This window comes from Arthrobacter sp. FW305-BF8 (assembly GCF_021789315.1).
Taxonomy (GTDB): domain Bacteria; phylum Actinomycetota; class Actinomycetes; order Actinomycetales; family Micrococcaceae; genus Arthrobacter.
Genome location: NZ_CP084561.1, coordinates 2,879,459 through 2,899,265, shown reverse-complemented (window position 1 = coordinate 2,899,265; position 19,807 = coordinate 2,879,459). Strand labels below are relative to the sequence as shown.

Here is a 19,807-nt window from a genome sequence, read left to right as displayed (position 1 = left end):
GCAATCTTGGACAACTCTTGGATTTTCTTTGCATCTATCCTCGACAGCGAGTTCCTAGTGTGGAGCCATGAAAACAAGAGCAGCCCTCGCATTATCCGTCGCCGGCGTTCTCCTCACCGGAGGTGCCGCCTTCGCCACCACCCAGTCGCTGAGCAACACCGGCACGGGTACCAGTGACGACACCAGGAACGTCCTTGTTACGGACGACTCTGACACCAGAACCCCCGCCGTCAACTCCGCCAAGGCAACCCCCAAGTCGGCCGTGAAGTCCAGTGATGACACGCACGCCGACGACAAGAAGGCATCAGCCGCCAAGAAGGCGTCCAAGCCTGCCGAGCCGGGTGACGACAAGGGAGGGCTCCGGACCACCCCTGAGCCCGGCGACGACAAGGGCGGAACCGTGGCAGCGCCTGCAGAAAACTTCGTTGGCAGCGGCTCCCTCTCGGTTGAACCCGGTGATGACAAGGGAGGCCTCCGGACCACCCCGGAGCCCGGCGACGACAACGGCGGTCTCCGCTCAGGCCAGGCGCCGCGCGTTGCTGAACCCGGCGATGACCACGGCGGACTTCGGACGTCTGCCGAGCCCGGCGACGACAAGGGCGGTGACCGCAAGGCCGTTGAGCCGGGCGATGACAGCGGAGGCAGCGGCGGCCACGGCAGCGACGACTGAACAAGCAAAGCAACCGACTAATAGCCCTAAAGGCCCTCCTGAACCTCGGTGTCCAGGAGGGCCTTCTGTGTGCCAAGGATGAGCGGCAGCCGGGCCGGGACGGCGCCTAGGATGAAGACATGAAGCGGATCAGCGAGCCAGGGGAGCGGCGCCATTGAGCAGCAGCATCCAGAACGGCGGCACCCAGAACGGCGGCACCGTAAGCGGTGGATCCAACCGCAATGCCGACGTCGTGGTGATCGGAGCCGGGCAGGCCGGCCTCTCCGCGGCCTTCCACCTGGCCCGCCGCGGCTTCACGCCAGCCCCGGACGGAGAACAGCAAAAAGGTACTGCCATGGCGGACGGTCCAGGGCGGTCGTACGCGGTGCTGGACGCCGAGGACGGGCCGGGCGGAGCCTGGCGGCACCGCTGGAAAACCCTGCTCATGGCCACCGTAAACGGCATCAGTGACCTTCCCGGAATGTCGACCCGGCGGAACCAAGCTCGGCGTTCCTCAGCCGCTACTTCGCCGCCTACGAGCGGCAGGTCGGGCTGGCCGTCGAGCGGCCCGTCAAGGTACTCGCCGTCGAACGTGCGGACGCTGATCCGGCGGGGCGGTTAAGGATCACCACGTCCGACGGCGGCTGGACGGCCCGGGCAGTCATCAACGCCACCGGAACCTGGACCAGGCCCTTTTGGCCGATCTATCCGGGCCAGTTCACGTTCGGGGGCCGCCAGCTGCATGTGGCCGACTACGTGTCCGCCGAGGAGTTCCGCGGGCTGCACGTCATCGTGGTGGGCGGCGGAATCTCCGCCGTCGGGCTGCTGGACGAAATCTCCACCGTCACGACGACAAGCTGGTTCACCCGCCGCGAGCCCGTATGGCGGGACGCGTTCGACCGGCAGTCCGGCCACGACGCCGTCGCCCTGGTGGAAGAACGGGTGCGGCAGGGGCTGCCGCCGCAAAGCGTCGTCGCCGCCACAGGCCTCATCTGGACTCCGGCTCTCCGGGCGGCTGCCGCGCGCGGCGTACTGTACCGCCGGCCGATGTTCACGGCGATAGAACCCGGCGGCGTCCGGCTCGCTGACGGCGGGTTCCTCGCGGCGGATGTGATCCTGTGGGCCACCGGGTTCCGCGCCGAGCTGGAGCACCTTGCGCCGCTGCACCTGCGGGGACCAGGGGGCGGGATTGCCATGGAGGGAACGCAGGTGGCGGCGGAACCCCGGGTGCACCTGGTGGGCTACGGCCCGTCGTCGTCCACCATCGGCGCCAACCGCGCCGGCCGGGCCGCGGTGACCGCTATCCTCAAACTTCTGGCCCCACCGCAGCCGTGACGGATCCGCGGTAGATTTGCACCGGCGGAATTCCGCCGGGTCATCAGCAAGGAAGAGGCGGCGGCACCACGTGACAGAAAATGGTCTTGGGCAGGTCCTTGGCTTGCTCCGAAGGCACCCCGATGTCGAGGCCGCCAACCTCCAGGCGTGGGACGCCACGGACTCCCTCCTGCTGGACGCCGCCGGGGATCTGCTCACCCCGGACAGCACGGTAGCCGTCATCGGGGACAACTACGGGGCGCTCACGCTCGGGCTGCTGGCCGGCGGTGCCGGCCCGGTGCCGGCCGAGGTGAAGGTGCACCAGGACCTGGTCACGGGGGAGCGGGCGCTCCGCAACAATGCTGAGGCCCTGGGAGTTTCCGGAGGCTTTGCGCAGCTGCCGCTCGGCGCTGAACTGCTGGCCGGCGCGGACCTGGTGCTGTTGCAGCTTCCCCGGACCCTCGCCGAACTCGAGGAAATTTCCGACGCCGTTGCCCGGCACGCGCCCGCCGGCGCTGTCTTGCTTGCCGGCGGCCGGGTCAAGCACATGTCCCTGGGCATGAACGCCGTGCTGGGCAAATACTTCGGAACGGTGCAGCCGCAGCTGGCCCGGCAAAAATCACGGCTGCTCCTGGCCACCGACCCGAAGCGTGCGGAGTGCGAACCGCCCTACCCCGTGACGGAACACAACGCCGAACTCGGCTTGGACATCTGCGCGCACGGCGCCGTCTTCGCCGGCACACGTTTGGACATTGGAACCCGCTTCCTGCTGTCATTCCTGCCGGAGATCCCGGCCGCCGCCAAGGCCGTGGACCTGGGCTGCGGCACCGGGATCCTGGCCGCAATGTATGCCCGCCGGCACCCCGAAGCCGAGGTCATCGCCACGGACCGGTCCGCGGCCGCAGTGGCGTCGGCAGTGGCAACTGCCCGGGCCAACGGCCTCGCGGCCAGCATCGCGGCTGTCCAGGATGACGCAATGAGCACCCTTCCGGCCGGGAGCGCGGACCTCATCCTGCTGAATCCCCCGTTCCACCTCGGTTCCAGCGTCCACGCCGGGGCGGGGCTGAAGCTCTTCGAAGCAGCTGGCCGGGTACTGGCACCCGGCGGCGAACTCTGGACGGTATTCAACAGTCACCTGCGCTACGTGACGGCCTTGGAGCGATTGGTTGGTCCCACCACGGTGCGGGGCCGGAATCCCAAATTCACGATGGCCGTCAGCGTCAGGCGGGCGGTCGACTGAGCCCCGCTAGCCGTCGTCGGACGCGACTGCACCGCACTGAGCGTGGGGCGTACCCGTTCCCCGGGGCGTAACGTACGATTCAGACATTGGTAGTGGCCAACAAAAGATGTTAAGGGGAATTCTTGACCGAGATCCGCCAGCCCTCGCCGAGGCGCGGAACCAACCTGCCGCGGATGGGCGACTTCAACCTGACTGTCATTCTCGATGCCATCCGCCGTGCCGCCGGAGGGCTCAGCCGCGTTGAGCTTGCCCAGATCGTCGGTCTGTCCCCGCAAACCATTTCGAACATTTCCCGCCGGCTGCTGGACCAGAACCTTATTGTCGAGGCGGGCAAAGAGGGCAGCGGTCCCGGCAAGCCGCGAACCATCCTTCGCCTGAATCCCGCCGGCATGTATGCCGTCGGGGTGCATCTGGACCCCGCCGTGGCAACGTTCGTCGTCCTTGATCTGTTGGGTGCAGTGGTCCTGCATTCGAGCGTGAAAACGCCGGACAGCTCCCGGCCCGAGGCGGTCATTACGGCCATTGCCGCCGAAATCGACAAGCTGATCGAGGCCTCCGGGGTGGCTCGCGCCAAGATTGCCGGCCTGGGCGTCGCCGCACCAGGCCCCATCGACCACGACAACGGCACGGTGGTGGAGCCGCCGCTCATGGACGGCTGGGACAGTGTTCCGCTCCGGGATGCGCTGGCTGAGGCGACAGGACTGTCTGTGCTGATGGACAAGGACGTCACCAGCGCGGCGGTCGCGGAAACCTGGGCGGGCGGAGCCAGCGGCGCCGGCAGCTTTGTCTTCATGTACATGGGCACCGGTATCGGCTGCGGCATTGTCCTCAATGACGAGGTGGTCCGCGGCACGTCAGGCAACGCCGGCGAAATCGGCCACATCATCGTCGACCCTGACGGAGCCCCCTGCGACTGCGGGCTGCGCGGCTGCGTCAAGTCCACCTGCATACCCCAGGTCCTCGTCGCGCAGGCCCAGGCTGCGGGCATTCTGGATGGGCCCGGAACTGCCACCAGCAACTCTGCCGTCCAGGAAAGGTTCGCCATGCTCTGCGCAGCAGCCGACGCCGGCAACAGCGAAGCGGCGGCCATCATCGACAAATCAGCAGAACTCGTGGCCAGGGCTGCGTCAGCGGTGGCCAACACGCTGGACGTGGACCGGGTGGTGTTTGGCGGCCCCTTCTGGCCGCTGCTGTCCGCGCGCTACCTAGCGAAGGTCCCCGGCCTGATCCAGCAGAACAGCGACGCCGGCAACATCCACGCCGTCGAAGTCGTGGGCACGGGCGTGGGGGAGGACGTGGGTGCGGTGGGCGCTGCATGCCTGGTCCTTGAGCACACCCTTGCGCCCCGGGCCCAGCGGCTGCTGCTGGAGGGCTGAGCCCTAGTCGATGTCCTCGACGATTGTCCCGTAGGGAATCGTATCGTCGAGGTGTGCCTGGTGCCCGCGGGGGATATAGAGCACCCGGACGCCGTGCAACTGGTCCGCTGCCGACTGGAGGAGGATCGGACGGACCATGTCGACGAAGCTTGGGTCCTTGCCAACGAGATATTCCTCGTAGCTGGCTGGTAGCTGGATCATGGCATCAGAATAGACCTGATCGTGGGCTAAGGGGAGGGTACCCGGTGACCTCCCGCCGGGTACCCCTTCCTGTGTTGGACACTAGTACCGACTAGTAGCCGGGCTGAACCGTCGGGCTGTCGCTCGTAGCCGGGCCGCTGGCAGGGGCAGACGTTTCAGTGGCAACCTCAGCCTTGTCCGTCTTGGCATAGACGTTCTTGCTGACCTGGTAGGCATGCTGGTCGAGCTTGAGCGCCTCCTGGTTGATTTCCTTCAGCTTGGCGTCGGTGAGCTGTTCGATCTTGGCGAGCTCCAGCGTCTCCTGGTTAGTTCCGCCCACAGCTGTCACCTTCACCAAGCCCGTTCCGGCCGAGTAGAACTTCCGCTGGTGGCCTGCCGCAGGCTCCAGCGGGTTGCGTTCGTCAATCACCAGCACATCGTCGTAGCAGCCCGTGGCGACGCACACATGCTCGTTCTGTTTGAAGACCTGCCCGCAGTCCAGGAAGTCGACGCTCGCCGCGTGGGCCTGGACATAACTGGGCGTGTTGGTCCGGGGGTCCGTCTGCATGGCGATTCCAGCCTGGGCCCCGTCCAGGCTATGGATGAAGGTGGCAGGCGCACCGGTGAACTTCCCGCCTTCATATTCCTCCGGGTATTCACCGAACAGCCAGACGTCGCCGCTGTTGGTCTGGGCGAGGAACGCCAATTCGGATTCCACGAGCTCACCGTCGGCGTAGTCGCGGTCCCACATGACCTGGGTCTTCACGCCGTCGATGACCTTGGTCAGTCCCGTTATTGAGTGCACCACCGTCCGTTTGATGTCTCCCTCGGCACTCTTGACGTCGCCCGTGGTGGTGTACTGCATACCCGGCTTGAGCGGGAACCATTTGTTGTCCACGTTGGGCGATGACTGGAATTGTGAGATGTCAAATTTGATCGCGGAGCCGGGACCGCAAAGCTCGTCCGCACCGGCTGTGCCGGTTGAGCCGGGGGTGGCGGATCCCGAAGCGGCAGATCCGGTTGGGGAGGCTGCGGCCGACGTCTCTGTCGGTGCGGCGGAACCGGAGGTGGCCTGCGGGGCGGCATTTTGCTGAGCGGAGCAGGACGTAACTGTGGCCAGCGCGACGAGGAGCACAAGGGAGAAGCCCGGGGCGGACGGTGCTTTGTAAAGCGGTGGTTTCTTGAGCTGGAACATCTCGGGGGCCTTTCGCCGTGGGGATTCTGGTTTCCAGCACCTCCACCGCGGCGTCAGAGCCGTGCCCGGCCGCAGCAGAACGCTGGCTAACCGCGCCCTGCCGGCAGGCGAATCATGGGACGGTGCGGGCTCTCGTGGGCGCGGATAATGTTCTCTCGGGACGAGTCACCGAGGAAGAACCAGAAGAAGCATCCAGCCCCCTCAACCTGAGACCTTGCTGAATCCGATACGACGTGACAAAAGAATGGACTAATTTCCCCGGTTTGAACAGGGCGCGCGCGGGCTGGCTTCTCGCGCGGCTCCCGGGGTCCAAGAAACGCAAGAGTCCATTTCGGCGAAGATAATTTTGGACGGGCATCCAATCCGGCGTAAAGCAGCGTCTTAATTCGGCGTCAACTTGAAGGCGTCCCCGGAGGGCTTCTAGAGTTCTATACAAGTTACCTAGGTAACGTGTCAGCGATCCTCCGCTGCGGATGTGCCGCCCGCCGGCCGCCAAGGAGGGTGTGGGTGCCCCCATGTGGGCCTGACATTTGCTCACGGTGGACTTCTTTACAGGCGTAACAGTCGCGGCTGCGCCCTGCCGAAGTTCGTCCCGTGTTCCCCAAACTCAATTCATTGACCGCTTGCTGCCCCGGCTGACCGCCACGGCAGCGCAGCCTTCAATGGCCCAAAGCCAAGGACGCAAATGTCACCACCAAGCCTTATTGAAACACATCAAAATCTCTCCGACACCGCGCCGGTGGCCCTCTCCTATGAGCTGTTTCCGCCCCGTTCGCCGGCTGCCGCCGAGACCCTGTGGAACACCATCCGGGAACTGGAAGCCACCGATCCCGACTACGTATCGGTCACCTACGGTGCCAGCGGCTCCAACCGGGACACCGCCGTCGAACTCATTAACCGCCTGGTGCTGGAGACCACACTCCGCCCGCTTGCCCACCTGACCTGTGTGGGCAACACGCCAGCTGAGCTCGCCGAAATCATCGGTGAACTGCTCGACGCCGGCGTCCGCGGAATCCTTGCCCTTCGCGGCGACCTGCCCAAGGACAGCGGCGAACCGGTCAGCGGCTCGCTGCGCTACGCCCAGGACTTGATTGAGCTCATCCGCCGGGTGGAGCAGCGGCGCTCGGCACTGCTGTGCGCCGGAAAGGTCGCCGTCGGTGTGGCAGCCTACCCCACGCGGCATCCTGAATCGCCGAGCGAGGCCCACGACGTGGAGGTGCTGCTGGCCAAGCAGCGGTCGGGTGCCGACTTCGCGATCACCCAGGTGTTCTTCCGCACGGAGCAATATGCGGACCTCGTGACCAGGGCACGCAGGGCCGGCGTTACCATCCCCATCATTCCCGGCGTCATGCCGCTCACGAGCCTGCGGAGGCTCAAGCGCCTCGGCGAGCTGACGGGCGTCGAACCCGCACCGGAGCTCATCGAGCGGATGGCTGCCGCGGATACCGACGCCCAGCGGCTCCGCATCGGAGTCAGCGCGACGGTGGACCTGGCCAACGCGGCCCTGGACGCCGGCGCACCCGGACTCCACATCTACACGTTCAATGAGCACCAGAGCGCGCTGGAGGTGCTGGACAAGCTGTCGCTTGCCCGGCCGGCACGCCCGTCGAGCCGTCTGAACGCACTCGCCCGCCGCCAGCTCGCCAGCTGAGCGGAATCGCCTGCCGTCGGCTCGCGAGCCGACCAGATTCGCCTGCCGTCAGCCTGCCAGCTGACCGCTTCCTCCCCCCGACATTGCCAGCTTTTCGCAACCATTCAAGGAACTGACATGACTGAACAGAACACCGCGTTCCCGTCCGCCTCCATCCTCGGCTACCCCCGCATCGGCCGCCGCCGCGAGCTGAAGAAGGCCGTTGAAGCCTACTGGGCAGGCAAGATCGACGCCGCTGCCCTGGACGCCGCCGCCAAGGAGATCCAGCTGGGCACCGCCAAGCGCCTCCAGGGCCTCGGGCTTACCGAAGCCGCAGCAGTTCCGGGCACGTTCTCCTTCTACGACCAGGTGCTCGACGCCGCTGCCCACGTCGGCGCCGTTCCCGCCCGTTTCGGCAACCTCCTCAACGCCGAGGGACAGCTGGACATCGACGGTTACTTCACCCTGGCCCGCGGCAACAAGGAACAGCAGCCGCTGGAAATGACCAAGTGGTTCGACACCAACTACCACTACCTCGTGCCCGAAATCGGCCCGGAGACCAACTTCTCCCTGACCTCCAACCGGATCGTTGAAGAGTTCGAATACGCCCTCGCCAACGGCGTGGAGACCCGCCCTTACATCGTCGGCCCCGTCACCTTCCTGCTGCTGAGCAAGGCTTCCGACGACGCCCCCGCCGGCTTCAGCCCGCTGTCCCGCCTCGAGGACGTCCTGCCGGTCTACACCGCGCTGCTCGGGAAGCTGGCAGCTGCCGGCGCCAGCTGGGTGCAGCTGGACGAGCCCGCCCTGGTTGTGGACCAGGACACCCCTGAGCAGGAGATCCAGGCCGCCGTAGCCCGTGCCTACGAGGTCCTCGCCGCTGCCGCCAGCCGGCCGCAGCTGTTCGTCTCCACTCCATACGGCGGGCTGAACGGCCAGCTCGCCACCCTTGCCGCCACCAACATTGACGCCCTGCACATCGACGTCTTCAAGGGCGAGGTTCCCTCCGCCGCAGCCCTGGCTGCGCTGGGCACCAAGACCCTGGTTGCCGGCGTCGTGGACGGCCACAACATCTGGCGCAACGATCTTGCCGCCTCGGCCAACAAGATCGCCGAGCTGCAGAAGAGCGTCGCCAAGCTGGCCATCAGCACCTCCACTTCCACCCAGCACGTCCCGCACGACGTCGCAGAAGAGACCCAGCTGTCGGAGCAGCTGCGCAGCTGGCTGGCTTTCGCCGACCAGAAGGCCGTTGAGGTTGTGACCCTCGCCGGCCTGCTGACCGACGCTGCGGCAGTCCAGCCGGCTATCGACGAGGCCACCCGCGTCATCGCCTCCCGCGCCGAAGCCGAGGGCGTACGCCGCGCCGACGTCCGTGCCCGCACCGAGGCCCTGACCCCGGCCGACTTCAACCGCTCCGAGTACGCGGTCCGTGAAGCCGCCCAGGAAGCAGCCCTGCACCTGCCGCCGCTGCCCACCACCACCATCGGCTCCTTCCCGCAGACCTCGGAAATCCGTTCGGCCCGTGCCCGTAACAACAAGGGTGACCTGACCAACGAGCAGTACGAACAGCTCATGAAGGACGAGATCAAGCGCGTTGTGGAGCTGCAGGAAGAGCTCGGCTACGACGTTCTGGTGCACGGCGAGCCCGAGCGCAACGACATGGTCCAGTACTTCGCCGAAAACCTTGAAGGCTTCGACGTCACGGTCCACGGCTGGGTCCAGTCCTACGGCTCCCGCTGCACCCGCCCGTCCATCCTCTGGGGCGACGTCACCCGCAGCGCCCCCATCACCGTGGCCTGGGCGGAATACGCCCAGTCCCTGACCAACAAGCCGATGAAGGGCATGCTCACCGGTCCCGTCACCATCCTGGCCTGGTCCTTCGTCCGCGACGACCAGCCGCTGGGCGAGACCGCCAACCAGGTGGGCCTGGCCCTGCGCGACGAGATCGCCGACCTCGAAGCTGCCGGCATCAAGATCATCCAGGTCGACGAGCCAGCCCTGCGTGAGCTGCTCCCGCTGCGCAAGGCCGACCAGCCCGCCTACCTGGACTGGTCCGTCAACTCCTTCCGCCTGGCCACTGCCGGCGCTGCAGACGCCACGCAGATCCACACCCACCTGTGCTACTCCGAGTTCGGCGTGATCATCGACGCCATCGACGGCCTGGACGCCGACGTGACCTCGATCGAAGCCGCCCGTTCCCGCATGGAGGTCGTCCACGACCTCGAGTCCCACGGCTTCGGCCGCGGCGTTGGACCTGGTGTTTACGACATCCACTCGCCGCGCGTCCCGGGCGAGCAGGAAGTCACCGAACTGCTGAGCACCGCCGTGAAGCACGTTCCGTCCCGCCAGCTCTGGGTCAACCCGGACTGCGGACTGAAGACCCGCGGCTACGCCGAGACCGAAGCGTCCCTGCGCAACCTGGTCGAGGCCACCAAGACGGTCCGCGCCGGACTGCTCGAAGGCGCCAAGAAGTAAATAGCAACACGTACGACGTCGGCTGGTCACCTTGGGTGACCAGCCGGCGTCGTTCTTTAAAGAGTGTTCAGGACTCCCAGACGATTTCGTCGTCCACGACGCCGTCCTCGTCCGCGGACGCCACCAGGACCTCGTCGGTGAAGTGCTCGCCCAGGGTGAAGTCCAGGACGAAGTAGCGTTCGGGCTGGCCGGGGTAGATTCCCACGTGGCCGAGTTTCAGGGCCTTGAGGAACACCGCATGGGTGAGCTGGCTTTTCTCCTTCACGCCGAAGACCTTCTGCAGGTGCTCGTCCTTGATGGCGTTGCAGTGGAAGCGGAGGTATTCCTGCGGGCTGGTGCCCTCCTGCTCGAGCTCCTCGGCGATCATCTCCCTGACCTCGTCCACGAGTTCGGGGAGGTACCGCAGCCGGTAGTCCACCTTGTGCATGGCCGCCTCGTCGAAGTGGTCATGGGCGTTGATGTTCAGGTCCAGCTCAAGGCGTTGTCCGGCCAGCTCGTGCTCCGCGGCAACGTTATGGTCCCTGCCGTGGTTCAGCTCGATTACTCCGAAGTGCTGGCTCGCTACCTTGGTGGTCATATCTTCAACATAGACCCGAAAAGCAGAGCATTCCAGCATCGGGGATCATTTAACTGACTGCCCCAGGCCGCCCATCGTTTCCGCCAGCAGGTCAACGAACAGCTGTACCCGGGCCGTCTTCTTGTCGTTGATGAGCAGCGCGAAGACGTTGCGGGCCAGCCGGATTTCCGGGACGTCCAGCACCACGACGCCGGCCGGCCGGTGCAGCAGCGCAAGTTCCGGCACCAGTGCTGCCCCCAGCCCGGCGGCCGCCATTTCAAGGCTGGCATGGAAGTCGTCGCTGTAGGCCACCACGCGCGGGTGGAGGTTGCAGCCCGCGAAGAGCCGCTCAATGACGGTGGCATCGCTTGTGCCCGGGTGGTGCATGATCCACGGCATGTCCGACAGATGGTCCGCGGCCACCCTCGCCTCGGTGCGGAATCCCCAGCCGGCCGGGAGGACAACGCGGAAGTTGTCGTCACCGATCCACTGCCGGTTGATGGTGTGGGGCCAGGCCAGCCCGGACTGTCCCACCTGGTACACCAGCGCCACATCGGTGTCGCCGCCGGTGCGCAGCCCCTGGATGGTCTGGGCGGGTTCGGCCACCGACACCCGCAGGTCGATGCCCAGGTCCTTCCACGCGGGACTGCGCAGGATCCGCGGCAGCACGTAGGTGGCGAGGCTCGGGAAGATGCCCAGCCGGAGCTCCTGGCTCGTGGCGTCCTGCGTTTTGGACGCTGCAGCCATCAGCGCCTCGATGTCCGTCAGGACCTTGGCTGCGTGGCGCGCCATCACCATCGCGGCGTCCGTAGGAACCACGCTCCGGGCGGAACGCTGGAACAGGCGGACGCCCGTGTCACGCTCCAGGGCAGACATCTGCTGGGACACGGCTGAGGCGGTGTAGCCAAGCCTGCTCGCGGCGGCCGCGAAGGAGCCCAGCCGCGTCACCTCAAGGAGCGTCCTCAAATGCACGGGGTTGACCACCAGCCAACCTTACCGGGTGCTCAGTGGCAGAAAAAGCGCTGGAAAAAGGCCACCCATCCGGCGCGCAGTACGGCTCCGAATTGCCCGTAACTACCAATTCCCCGGCAACTGTTCAGCAGAGGAGCAAAGATTGTCACCGAGCCCAGCATGGAGTGCAGACGAAAGGCGGCGGGTCGCCGTCGTCGGAAGCGGAGTGGCGGGCCTGACGGCCGCGCATATCCTCAGCCGCCGGGACCACGTGACCCTGTTTGAGGCGGATTCCCGGCCGGGCGGGCATGCCCACACGCACGACGTCCGGCAGGACTCGGGGAGCCTGTTCGTGGACACCGGCTTCATTGTGCACAACAACCGCACCTACCCGAACCTCATCCGGCTGTTCGCGGAGCTCGGCGTCGAGACGCAGGATTCGGACATGACCATGAGCATCCGCTGCGACGGCTGCGGTTTGGAGTACGCCGGGGCCAAGGGCGCTTCCGGTGTCTTTGCCAGGCCCGCCAACCTCGCACGGCCCCGGTTCCTGCTGATGCTTGCCGAGATCCTGCGGTTCTGGCGGAAGGCGCGGGCGCTGCTGGCCGCCGGCGCGGACGGTGAGGGACAGGAGGAAACGCTGGGCGAGTTCCTTGCCCGCGAACGCTTCAGCGACTACTTCACCTCGCACTTCATGGCGCCGGTGGTCAGCGCGGTCTGGTCCTGCGATCCCACCACGGCGCTGGCCTATCCCGCACGGTATCTCTTTACCTTCCTCGAACACCACGGCATGCTCGGCGTCAAAGGATCACCGCAGTGGAAGACGGTGAAGGGAGGATCCCGGCGCTATGTTGACCGTGTGGTCGACGGTCTACAGGATGTCCGCCTGTCCAGTCCGGTCCTTGCCGTGCGCCGGAAGCCAACAGGAGTGGAGATTACGACGGCGGCCGGAACCGAGCACTTCGCTGCCGCGGTGATCGCCGCCCACCCCCGCGAAGCACTTGCCATGATGAGGGAACCGACGCCGGCGGAGGTCCAGATTCTGGGGCACATCCCGTATTCCGTGAACCGCATCAAGTTCCACCGCGATCCGGCGGTCCTGCCGCGCAGCGGCGCTGCCCGTGCGTCGTGGAACTACCGGCTGCCGTCCTGCGCTGCCCGTCCCGGACACGTGCTGGTCAGCTACGACCTCACCCGGCTGCAGCGTCTTACCCCCGGCGACGGCGGCAGTTACATCGTGAGCCTCGGCGAATCGGAACTGATCGAGCCGGAGTCCGTGCTGCAGGACCTTGTGTACGAGCACCCCCAGTACACGCCCGAATCCATGGCGGCCCAGGAGCGCCTCGGGGAGCTCGGCGACCACCGGCTGGCTTTCGCGGGGGCCTATCACGGCTGGGGATTCCACGAGGACGGCGCCGCCTCCGGGGTGCGCGCGGCGGCCCAGCTTGGCCGCGCCTGGGAGGACCCATTCGCTCCTGATTCGGAGCCAGCGGCTACGGACGCCGGGCAGGACTCGGAGCTGGTCCAATGAGCGCGGCCATCTACCGGACCAGGATCCGCCATGTGCGGCGGGATCCATTGAAGAACGCCTTCACCTACCGCAGCTACAGCTGGTACGTCGACGTCGATGACCTGCCAGAACTGCCCTGGTGGTTGCGGCCGCTTGCAGGATTCCATGCGAGGGATCATCTGGGGGATCCCGCGGCGAGCATCCGCGAGAACGTGGACCGCTTCCTCGCCGTAAACGGTGAAGAGCCCGACGGCGGCGTGGTCACCATGCTGGCCAACGCCAGGGTGCTGGGACACGTCTTCAACCCGATCACCATCTTCTGGTGCCACCGTGCCGACGGTGCGCTCCGTGCTGTCATCGCCGAGGTCCACAACACCTACGGCGAACGGCACTGCTACCTTCTGCACCCGGACGGCGCCGGCCGTGCGCGCACCGACAAGGAATTCTTCGTGTCCCCGTTCAACGAGGTGGACGGCAGCTACCGGATGAGCCTGCCCGAACCGGCGGGAGAGCTCTCGGTGGCAGTGGTGCTGGAGCGCGCCGGGCGGAAGCCTTTCACTGCCACCATGACCGGGCTCCGGCGGCCCGCCACAGCCGGCAGCATCCTGGCTGCAGCGGCCGCGGTTCCGCTTGCGCCGCTCCGCCTGGGTCTGCAGATCCGCTGGCAAGGAATCAAACTCTGGGCCCGCGGGTTGCCCATCACCAACCGTCCCGACCATCGAGCACAGGAGGCCGTCTCGTGACTCTCACAGATCCGTCATACACAGATCCGTCATACTCTGACCCCTCTGACAGGGAGCATTCACACAACACACCAGGCGAGGCCTTCCGGGTGCCGCCGGCGCCGGAGACCGTCGACGCGGCGGTGTGGCCCGGCGTCGCCCGTCCGCCCGCGGGGCTGAAGGCGCAGGTGGCCGGCAAGGCTGCGGATTCGCTGTTCCGCGCGGCGGTCCGCCGCCTGCCGCTGCGGGTGGAATACCCCGACGGCACGGTCCTGGGCACCGGCGGTGCAGGCGCGCCGGTGATGACCGTGGTGCGTCCGGTGGACTTCGCGGTCCGGATCGGCGACAACGGGCTGATCGGGCTGGGGGAGTCCTTCATGGCGGGGGACTGGGAGGCGTCCGACCTCGCCGCCGTCCTTGAGGTCTTTGCCTCCTCCGTGGACACGCTCATCCCCGCCCCGCTGCAGAGACTCCGGAGCCTGTACCTGCCGCGGGCGCCCCGGCAGGAACGCAACACCGAGCAGAATACCCGCGGCAACATCTCCCGCCACTACGACCTTTCCAACGAGCTGTTCGGCAGCTTCCTGGACCGGACCATGAGCTACTCGTCGGCCCTGTTTCCGGCCTCGGCGGGCCAGCTGGCTGAGGTGGGCTGGGACGCCCTGGCGGCAGCGCAGCACGCCAAGATCGACAGGCTGCTGGACAAGGCCGGGGTGGGGAAGGGCACGCGGCTGCTGGAAATCGGCACCGGCTGGGGCGAGCTGGCCCTGCGTGCCGCAGCCCGGGGGGCCACCGTGTACACGGTGACGCTCTCCAGTGAGCAGCAGGCGCTCGCGCAGCACCGGATTGAGGAAGCCGGCTTCTCCGGTCAGGTCACTGTGGGCCTGCAGGACTACCGCGCCGTGGAAGGCGAGTACGACGCCGTCGTCTCCGTGGAGATGATCGAAGCGGTGGGCTACGAATACTGGCCCGTTTACTTCCAGACCATCGACCGGGTACTGGCGCCCGGCGGCAAGGTGGCCATCCAGGCGATCACCATGCCGCACGGCCGGATGCTCGCCACCCGCAACGCCTACACCTGGGTGCACAAGTACATCTTCCCCGGCGGGTTCCTGCCCTCCGTGCGGGCGATCGAGAGCGTCACGGAGCAGCACACCACACTCCGCGTGCGTGAGCGCCGGGGGATGGGCGACCACTACGCCGCCACGCTGAGGCTGTGGGAGGAGCGGTTCCTGCAGCGTGCGCAGGAGGTGCGCGGGCTCGGATTCGACGAGGTCTTCCAGCGGATGTGGCTGTTCTACCTTTGCTACTCCCGGGCCGGCTTCCAGTCCGGATACCTGGACGTGCAGCAGATCGTCCTGGACCGCCGGGAGGCTCAGCTCTAGCCGCCGGGAGGCTCAGCTCCAGTCTGCCGTCTGCTTAATCACAGTGGGGGTCCCGAGGCTTGCTTCGGGACCCCCACTGCTGTGTTCCGGCCCACCCAAAAGGTGCCCCCGGAGGTGCCGCGACACGCCGTCTTCGGGCCGACACGCTGTGGTTTAAATGTGGGGAACTACTCCACAGGGTGTGGATTCCGTCCATCAAAAACCCGGAAATCCGGACATTTTGAGGGCACCGGCCTGTGGATTAAAAGTGCATTAAATGACATACTTGTAATACATCATCTTGGGGTCCCATCCGGGGCCGCGCACTACATGTAGTATCGACATACAGATTGAGCGGGAGACCGGCGCAGCCAGTACTGGACAGTAAGGTCCGGGCAGAGTCCACCGCTACGATGCCAGAGATTTTAATACCGAGACACCAGCAAGGTCTCAGAAGAGTGCAGCAGCAGTGACTTCAACAAAGGGGACAGGAACCATGACCGTTACGGTTTACACCAAGCCGGCCTGCGTACAGTGCAACGCCACCTACCGTGCACTGGACAAGAAGGGTATTGCCTACCAGAGCGTGGACATCTCCCAGGACGCGGACGCCCTTGAGCGCCTGAAGTCGCTCGGCTACATGCAGGCTCCGGTCGTCGTTACGGACCAGGACCACTGGTCCGGTTTCCGCCCGGACAAGATCGAAGAGCTGGCGCTGAGCGCCTCCGCTTCTGTGGCCTGAGGCTACGCCCACGCCGTTTCCGGCAGAGAATTCGCACGTAGATGAGGTGACTCCCATGGCTGCGCCGGCACTTGCCGATGCGCCGGCCGCAGCCCGTGCTGCGGACACGACGCCCGTCAACCAGACACCGCCCGTGAACCAGACTCACAGCCGCCTCATCTACTTTTCCTCGGCCTCCGAGAACACCAGCCGCTTCATCGCGAAGCTCGGTGCTGACGCGGCCAGGATCCCCCTGCACGCCAAGGATGAACCCCTTGTTGCCTGTGAACCGTTCGTGCTCGTGGTCCCCACCTACGGCGGGACAGGCGGCGAGGGATCAGTGCCCAAGCAGGTCATCAGGTTCCTGAACAACCCGGACAACCGGCGCCTGCTCCGCGGCGTCATCGGGGCCGGAAATACGAATTTCGGGGACAACTACTGCATGGCGGGCGACATCATCGCCGCCAAATGCAAGGTCCCCCACCTATACAGGTTTGAACTCATGGGTACGCCGGAAGACGTCTCCCGTGTACAAGAAGGATTGGAAGAGTTTTGGACACGACTGTCGCAGACACAGAAGTAACCAGGCCCGAAGGAAAGGACGCCTCTATGGACACGGCTGTCGAAAAGCAGGAGAAGCCGGCGCTCCCGGCTGCCTACAAGGGCCTGGGCTACCACGAGCTGAACGCGATGCTGAACCTGTACGGTCCGAACGGCGAGATCCAGTTCGAGGCTGACCGCGAGGCGGCCCACCAGTACTTCCTGCAGCACGTGAACAACAACACGGTCTTCTTCCATGACCTGGAGGAGAAGCTCGAATACCTGGTCAAGAACGACTACTACGAGCGCGAAACCCTCGACCAGTACACGATGAACTTCATCCGTGACCTGTTCAACCGCGCCTACAAGAAGAAGTTCCGGTTCGAGACCTTCCTGGGCGCCTTCAAGTTCTACACGTCCTACACGCTGAAGACGTTCGACGGCAAGCGTTTCCTGGAGCGCTACGAGGACCGCGTGTGCATGGTTGCCCTGCACCTGGCCCGCGGCAACGAGCAGCTCGCCACCCAGATGGTGGACGAGATCATCGAGGGCCGCTTCCAGCCTGCCACCCCGACGTTCCTGAACGCCGGCAAGAAGCAGCGCGGCGAGCTGGTCTCCTGCTTCCTGCTCCGCATCGAGGACAACATGGAGTCGATCGGCCGCTCCATCAACTCCGCGCTGCAGCTGTCCAAGCGCGGCGGCGGCGTGGCGTTCGCGCTGACCAACATCCGCGAGGTCGGTGCGCCGATCAAGCAGATCGAGAACCAGTCCTCCGGCGTCATTCCCGTGATGAAGCTCCTCGAAGACAGCTTCTCCTACGCCAACCAGCTCGGTGCCCGCCAGGGTGCCGGTGCCGTGTACCTGCACGCCCACCACCCGGACATCTACCGGTTCCTGGACACCAAGCGGGAGAACGCGGACGAGAAGATCCGCATCAAGACCCTTTCACTCGGCGTCGTGATCCCGGACATCACCTTCGAGCTGGCTAAGAAGGACGAGGACATGTACCTGTTCTCGCCGTACGACGTCGAACGCGTCTACGGGATGCCGTTCTCCGACGTCTCGGTCACCGAGAAGTACTACGAGATGGTGGACGATTCCCGGATCAAGAAGACCAAGATCAAGGCGCGCGAGTTCTTCCAGACCCTCGCCGAGATCCAGTTTGAGTCCGGCTACCCGTACATCATGTTCGAGGACACCGTTAACCGGGAGAACCCGATCGACGGCAAGATCATCATGTCCAACCTGTGCTCGGAGATCCTCCAGGTCTCGCAGCCCACGACCTACCACGATGACCTGTCCTACGACGAAACCGGCAAGGATATTTCCTGCAACCTGGGCTCGCTGAACATCGCGAAGACCATGGACTCGCCGGACTTCGGCCTGACCATCGAGACGGCCATCCGTTCGCTCTCGGCTGTCTCGGACATGTCCAACATCACCTCGGTGCCGTCCATCGCCCGCGGCAACGACCAGAGCCACGCCATCGGTCTGGGCCAGATGAACCTGCACGGCTACCTGGCGCGTGAGCGGGTCCACTACGGCTCCGAGGAGGGCCTGGACTTCACCAACATCTACTTCTACTCCGTGGTGTACCACGCGGTGCGGGCGTCGAACCTGCTCTCCATCGAGACCGGCCAGACGTTCGGCGGCTTCGAGAAGTCCAAGTACGCTTCGGGTGAGTTCTTCGACAAGTACACCGAGCAGGAGTGGGTGCCGCAGACCGAGACGGTCAGGGAGCTCTTCAAGGACGTGCACATCCCCACGCAGGAGGACTGGCGCGCGCTGAAGGCCTCCGTCATGGAGCACGGCATCTACAACCAGAACCTGCAGGCCGTCCCGCCCACCGGCTCGATCTCCTACATCAACAACTCCACCTCCTCGATCCACCCGGTGGCGTCCAAGATTGAGATCCGCAAGGAAGGCAAGCTGGGCCGCGTGTACTACCCGGCGCCGTACCTGACGAACGACAACCTGGAGTACTACCAGGACGCGTACGAGATCGGCTACGAGAAAGTCATCGACACGTACGCCGCCGCCACTCAGCACGTGGACCAGGGCCTGTCGCTGACCCTGTTCTTCAAGGACACCGCCACCACCCGCGACATCAACAAGGCCCAGATCTATGCCTGGAAGAAGGGCATCAAGACCATCTACTACATCCGTCTCCGCCAGCTCGCGCTGGAAGGGACGGAGGTTGAGGGCTGCGTTTCATGCATGCTTTAATCTTCAACTAAATCGTAACCGGTACGACGGCGGGTGCCCGCCCGCCGTCGTACGCTTTAAGTAAGAACCAACCCAACTTTTTAGGGGATGACATGACCGAGAAGGTCAAGCTGCTGAGCCACGTCGAGGCGATCAACTGGAACCGGATCCAGGACGATAAGGACGTTGACGTCTGGAACCGCCTGGTCAACAACTTCTGGCTGCCGGAGAAGGTGCCGCTGTCCAACGACGTTCAGTCCTGGAACACGCTGACGCCGGCCGAGCAGCAGCTCACCATGCGTGTTTTCACCGGCCTGACCCTGCTGGACACCATCCAGGGCACCGTTGGCGCTGTCTCCCTGATTCCGGATGCACTGACCCCGCACGAGGAAGCTGTCTACACGAACATCGCGTTTATGGAGTCCGTGCACGCCAAGAGCTACTCCTCCATCTTCTCCACGCTGGCCTCCACCAAGGAGATCGACGAGGCCTTCCGCTGGTCCACTGAGAACGAGAACCTTCAGAAGAAGGCCCAGATCGTCATGGACTACTACCAGGGCGATGATCCGCTGAAGCGCAAGGTCGCCTCCACGCTGCTGGAAAGCTTCCTGTTCTACTCCGGCTTCTACCTGCCGATGTACTGGTCCTCGCGCGCCAAGCTGACGAACACCGCAGACCTGATCCGCCTGATCATCCGCGACGAGGCAGTGCACGGCTACTACATCGGCTACAAGTTCCAGAAGGGACTCGAGAAGGTCTCCGAGGCCCGCCGGCAGGAAATCAAGGACTACACCTTCGAACTGCTCTTCGAGCTGTACGAGAACGAAGTCCAGTACACGCATGACCTTTACGACGGCGTCGGCCTGGCCGAGGACGTCAAGAAGTTCCTGCACTACAACGCCAACAAGGCGCTGATGAACCTGGGCTACGAGGCCATGTTCCCGGCCTCCGTCACCGACGTGAACCCGGCGATCCTCTCGGCCCTGTCGCCGAACGCTGACGAGAACCACGACTTCTTCTCGGGTTCGGGCTCGTCCTACGTCATTGGTAAGGCAGTCAACACCGAGGATGAGGACTGGGACTTCTAGTTCAGCAGCCTGCGTATTTGAGTACGGTGTGAGGTTCCACGGGACATGGCCATTTCCCAATTTAGATGGCTATGTTTCGTGCAGCATGGCCGAA

At 65.1% G+C, this 19,807-nt stretch carries 17 protein-coding genes and 1 pseudogene; 13 read left to right on the top strand and 5 right to left on the bottom strand.

Going from position 1 to position 19,807, the window contains the following annotated elements:
• Positions 1 to 67 precede the first annotated feature (67 nt).
• A complete protein-coding gene (locus LFT45_RS12940) occupies positions 68 to 670 on the top strand; it encodes a hypothetical protein (protein ID WP_236803631.1) in 603 nt (200 codons plus the stop codon).
• A gap of 26 nt (positions 671 to 696) precedes the next feature.
• On the opposite strand, the gene LFT45_RS23285 is transcribed toward LFT45_RS12940, so the two are convergent.
• Positions 697 to 825, bottom strand: coding sequence for a hypothetical protein (locus tag LFT45_RS23285; protein ID WP_272912713.1), 129 nt, complete (start codon positions 823 to 825; stop codon positions 697 to 699).
• Between the two features lie 77 nt (positions 826 to 902).
• Between LFT45_RS23285 and LFT45_RS12935 the strand changes: the two are divergent.
• The 3 genes and pseudogenes from LFT45_RS12935 to LFT45_RS12925 all read left to right on the top strand — a co-directional run bounded on the left by LFT45_RS12935 (position 903) and on the right by LFT45_RS12925 (position 4,579).
• Positions 903 to 1,984, top strand: a pseudogene (locus LFT45_RS12935) (NAD(P)-binding domain-containing protein).
• A gap of 70 nt (positions 1,985 to 2,054) precedes the next feature.
• Positions 2,055 to 3,203, top strand: a complete 1,149-nt coding sequence (locus LFT45_RS12930; RefSeq protein ID WP_236803629.1) for a class I SAM-dependent methyltransferase — start codon at positions 2,055 to 2,057, stop codon at positions 3,201 to 3,203.
• A gap of 122 nt (positions 3,204 to 3,325) precedes the next feature.
• Entirely contained in the window at positions 3,326 to 4,579 is a 1,254-nt protein-coding gene (locus LFT45_RS12925) for an ROK family protein (RefSeq protein WP_236803627.1), read from the top strand.
• A gap of 3 nt (positions 4,580 to 4,582) precedes the next feature.
• On the opposite strand, the gene LFT45_RS12920 is transcribed toward LFT45_RS12925, so the two are convergent.
• Entirely contained in the window at positions 4,583 to 4,780 is a 198-nt protein-coding gene (locus LFT45_RS12920; protein WP_102972413.1) for a hypothetical protein, read from the bottom strand.
• Between the two features lie 91 nt (positions 4,781 to 4,871).
• A complete protein-coding gene (locus tag LFT45_RS12915) occupies positions 4,872 to 5,954 on the bottom strand; it encodes a hypothetical protein (protein ID WP_236803625.1) in 1,083 nt (360 codons plus the stop codon).
• A 685-nt stretch (positions 5,955 to 6,639) separates the two neighbouring features.
• On the opposite strand from LFT45_RS12915, the gene LFT45_RS12910 reads away from it, so the two are divergent.
• Both LFT45_RS12910 and metE read left to right on the top strand, forming a co-directional pair.
• Complete coding sequence (locus LFT45_RS12910; RefSeq protein WP_236803623.1) at positions 6,640 to 7,605, top strand: methylenetetrahydrofolate reductase; 966 nt, start codon at positions 6,640 to 6,642, stop codon at positions 7,603 to 7,605.
• A 117-nt stretch (positions 7,606 to 7,722) separates the two neighbouring features.
• Positions 7,723 to 10,056, top strand: coding sequence for a 5-methyltetrahydropteroyltriglutamate--homocysteine S-methyltransferase (gene metE / locus LFT45_RS12905; RefSeq protein WP_236803621.1), 2,334 nt, complete (start codon positions 7,723 to 7,725; stop codon positions 10,054 to 10,056).
• A gap of 67 nt (positions 10,057 to 10,123) precedes the next feature.
• On the opposite strand, the gene LFT45_RS12900 is transcribed toward metE, so the two are convergent.
• Together LFT45_RS12900 and LFT45_RS12895 are read right to left on the bottom strand one after the other, a co-directional pair.
• Entirely contained in the window at positions 10,124 to 10,633 is a 510-nt protein-coding gene (locus tag LFT45_RS12900) for a DUF2004 domain-containing protein (protein WP_236803619.1), read from the bottom strand.
• A gap of 45 nt (positions 10,634 to 10,678) precedes the next feature.
• Positions 10,679 to 11,596 (bottom strand): LysR family transcriptional regulator, encoded by a 918-nt coding sequence (locus LFT45_RS12895; protein WP_236803616.1) that lies wholly within the window; start codon positions 11,594 to 11,596, stop codon positions 10,679 to 10,681.
• 130 nt (positions 11,597 to 11,726) lie between these two features.
• Between LFT45_RS12895 and LFT45_RS12890 the strand changes: the two genes are divergently transcribed.
• From LFT45_RS12890 to nrdF, 7 genes are all read left to right on the top strand, one after another.
• Positions 11,727 to 13,094 (top strand): NAD(P)/FAD-dependent oxidoreductase, encoded by a 1,368-nt coding sequence (locus LFT45_RS12890; RefSeq protein WP_236803614.1) that lies wholly within the window; start codon positions 11,727 to 11,729, stop codon positions 13,092 to 13,094.
• Complete coding sequence (locus tag LFT45_RS12885) at positions 13,091 to 13,816, top strand: DUF1365 domain-containing protein (RefSeq protein ID WP_236803612.1); 726 nt, start codon at positions 13,091 to 13,093, stop codon at positions 13,814 to 13,816. The genes LFT45_RS12890 and LFT45_RS12885 overlap by 4 nt, the downstream gene beginning before the upstream one ends.
• 89 nt (positions 13,817 to 13,905) lie before the next feature.
• Positions 13,906 to 15,180, top strand: a complete 1,275-nt coding sequence (locus LFT45_RS12880; RefSeq protein ID WP_236809335.1) for a class I SAM-dependent methyltransferase — start codon at positions 13,906 to 13,908, stop codon at positions 15,178 to 15,180.
• A gap of 475 nt (positions 15,181 to 15,655) precedes the next feature.
• Positions 15,656 to 15,901, top strand: a complete 246-nt coding sequence (gene nrdH / locus LFT45_RS12875; protein WP_076802586.1) for a glutaredoxin-like protein NrdH — start codon at positions 15,656 to 15,658, stop codon at positions 15,899 to 15,901.
• Positions 15,902 to 15,956: 55 nt separating this feature from the next.
• Positions 15,957 to 16,463, top strand: coding sequence for a class Ib ribonucleoside-diphosphate reductase assembly flavoprotein NrdI (nrdI, locus tag LFT45_RS12870; RefSeq protein WP_236803610.1), 507 nt, complete (start codon positions 15,957 to 15,959; stop codon positions 16,461 to 16,463).
• Between the two features lie 26 nt (positions 16,464 to 16,489).
• Complete coding sequence (nrdE, locus tag LFT45_RS12865; protein WP_236803608.1) at positions 16,490 to 18,646, top strand: class 1b ribonucleoside-diphosphate reductase subunit alpha; 2,157 nt, start codon at positions 16,490 to 16,492, stop codon at positions 18,644 to 18,646.
• A 92-nt stretch (positions 18,647 to 18,738) separates the two neighbouring features.
• Positions 18,739 to 19,713: a class 1b ribonucleoside-diphosphate reductase subunit beta gene (gene nrdF, locus LFT45_RS12860; protein WP_111905624.1), complete on the top strand. Its 975-nt coding sequence runs from the start codon at positions 18,739 to 18,741 to the stop codon at positions 19,711 to 19,713.
• Positions 19,714 to 19,807 lie beyond the last annotated feature (94 nt).

Bases quoted from the DNA above. Each gene is read 5' to 3' on its own strand.
- nrdF (WP_111905624.1), top strand. From the start codon at position 18,739: ATGACCGAGAAGGTCAAGCTGCTGAGCCACGTCGAGGCGATCAACTGG.
- nrdH (WP_076802586.1), top strand. From the start codon at position 15,656: ATGACCGTTACGGTTTACACCAAGCCGGCCTGCGTACAGTGCAACGCC.
- LFT45_RS12940 (WP_236803631.1), top strand. From the start codon at position 68: ATGAAAACAAGAGCAGCCCTCGCATTATCCGTCGCCGGCGTTCTCCTC.
- nrdI (WP_236803610.1), top strand. From the start codon at position 15,957: ATGGCTGCGCCGGCACTTGCCGATGCGCCGGCCGCAGCCCGTGCTGCG.
- LFT45_RS12885 (WP_236803612.1), top strand. From the start codon at position 13,091: ATGAGCGCGGCCATCTACCGGACCAGGATCCGCCATGTGCGGCGGGAT.
- metE (WP_236803621.1), top strand. From the start codon at position 7,723: ATGACTGAACAGAACACCGCGTTCCCGTCCGCCTCCATCCTCGGCTAC.
- LFT45_RS23285 (WP_272912713.1), bottom strand. From the start codon at position 825: ATGGCGCCGCTCCCCTGGCTCGCTGATCCGCTTCATGTCTTCATCCTA.
- LFT45_RS12910 (WP_236803623.1), top strand. From the start codon at position 6,640: ATGTCACCACCAAGCCTTATTGAAACACATCAAAATCTCTCCGACACC.
- LFT45_RS12915 (WP_236803625.1), bottom strand. From the start codon at position 5,954: ATGTTCCAGCTCAAGAAACCACCGCTTTACAAAGCACCGTCCGCCCCG.
- LFT45_RS12920 (WP_102972413.1), bottom strand. From the start codon at position 4,780: ATGATCCAGCTACCAGCCAGCTACGAGGAATATCTCGTTGGCAAGGAC.
- nrdE (WP_236803608.1), top strand. From the start codon at position 16,490: ATGGACACGGCTGTCGAAAAGCAGGAGAAGCCGGCGCTCCCGGCTGCC.
- LFT45_RS12900 (WP_236803619.1), bottom strand. From the start codon at position 10,633: ATGACCACCAAGGTAGCGAGCCAGCACTTCGGAGTAATCGAGCTGAAC.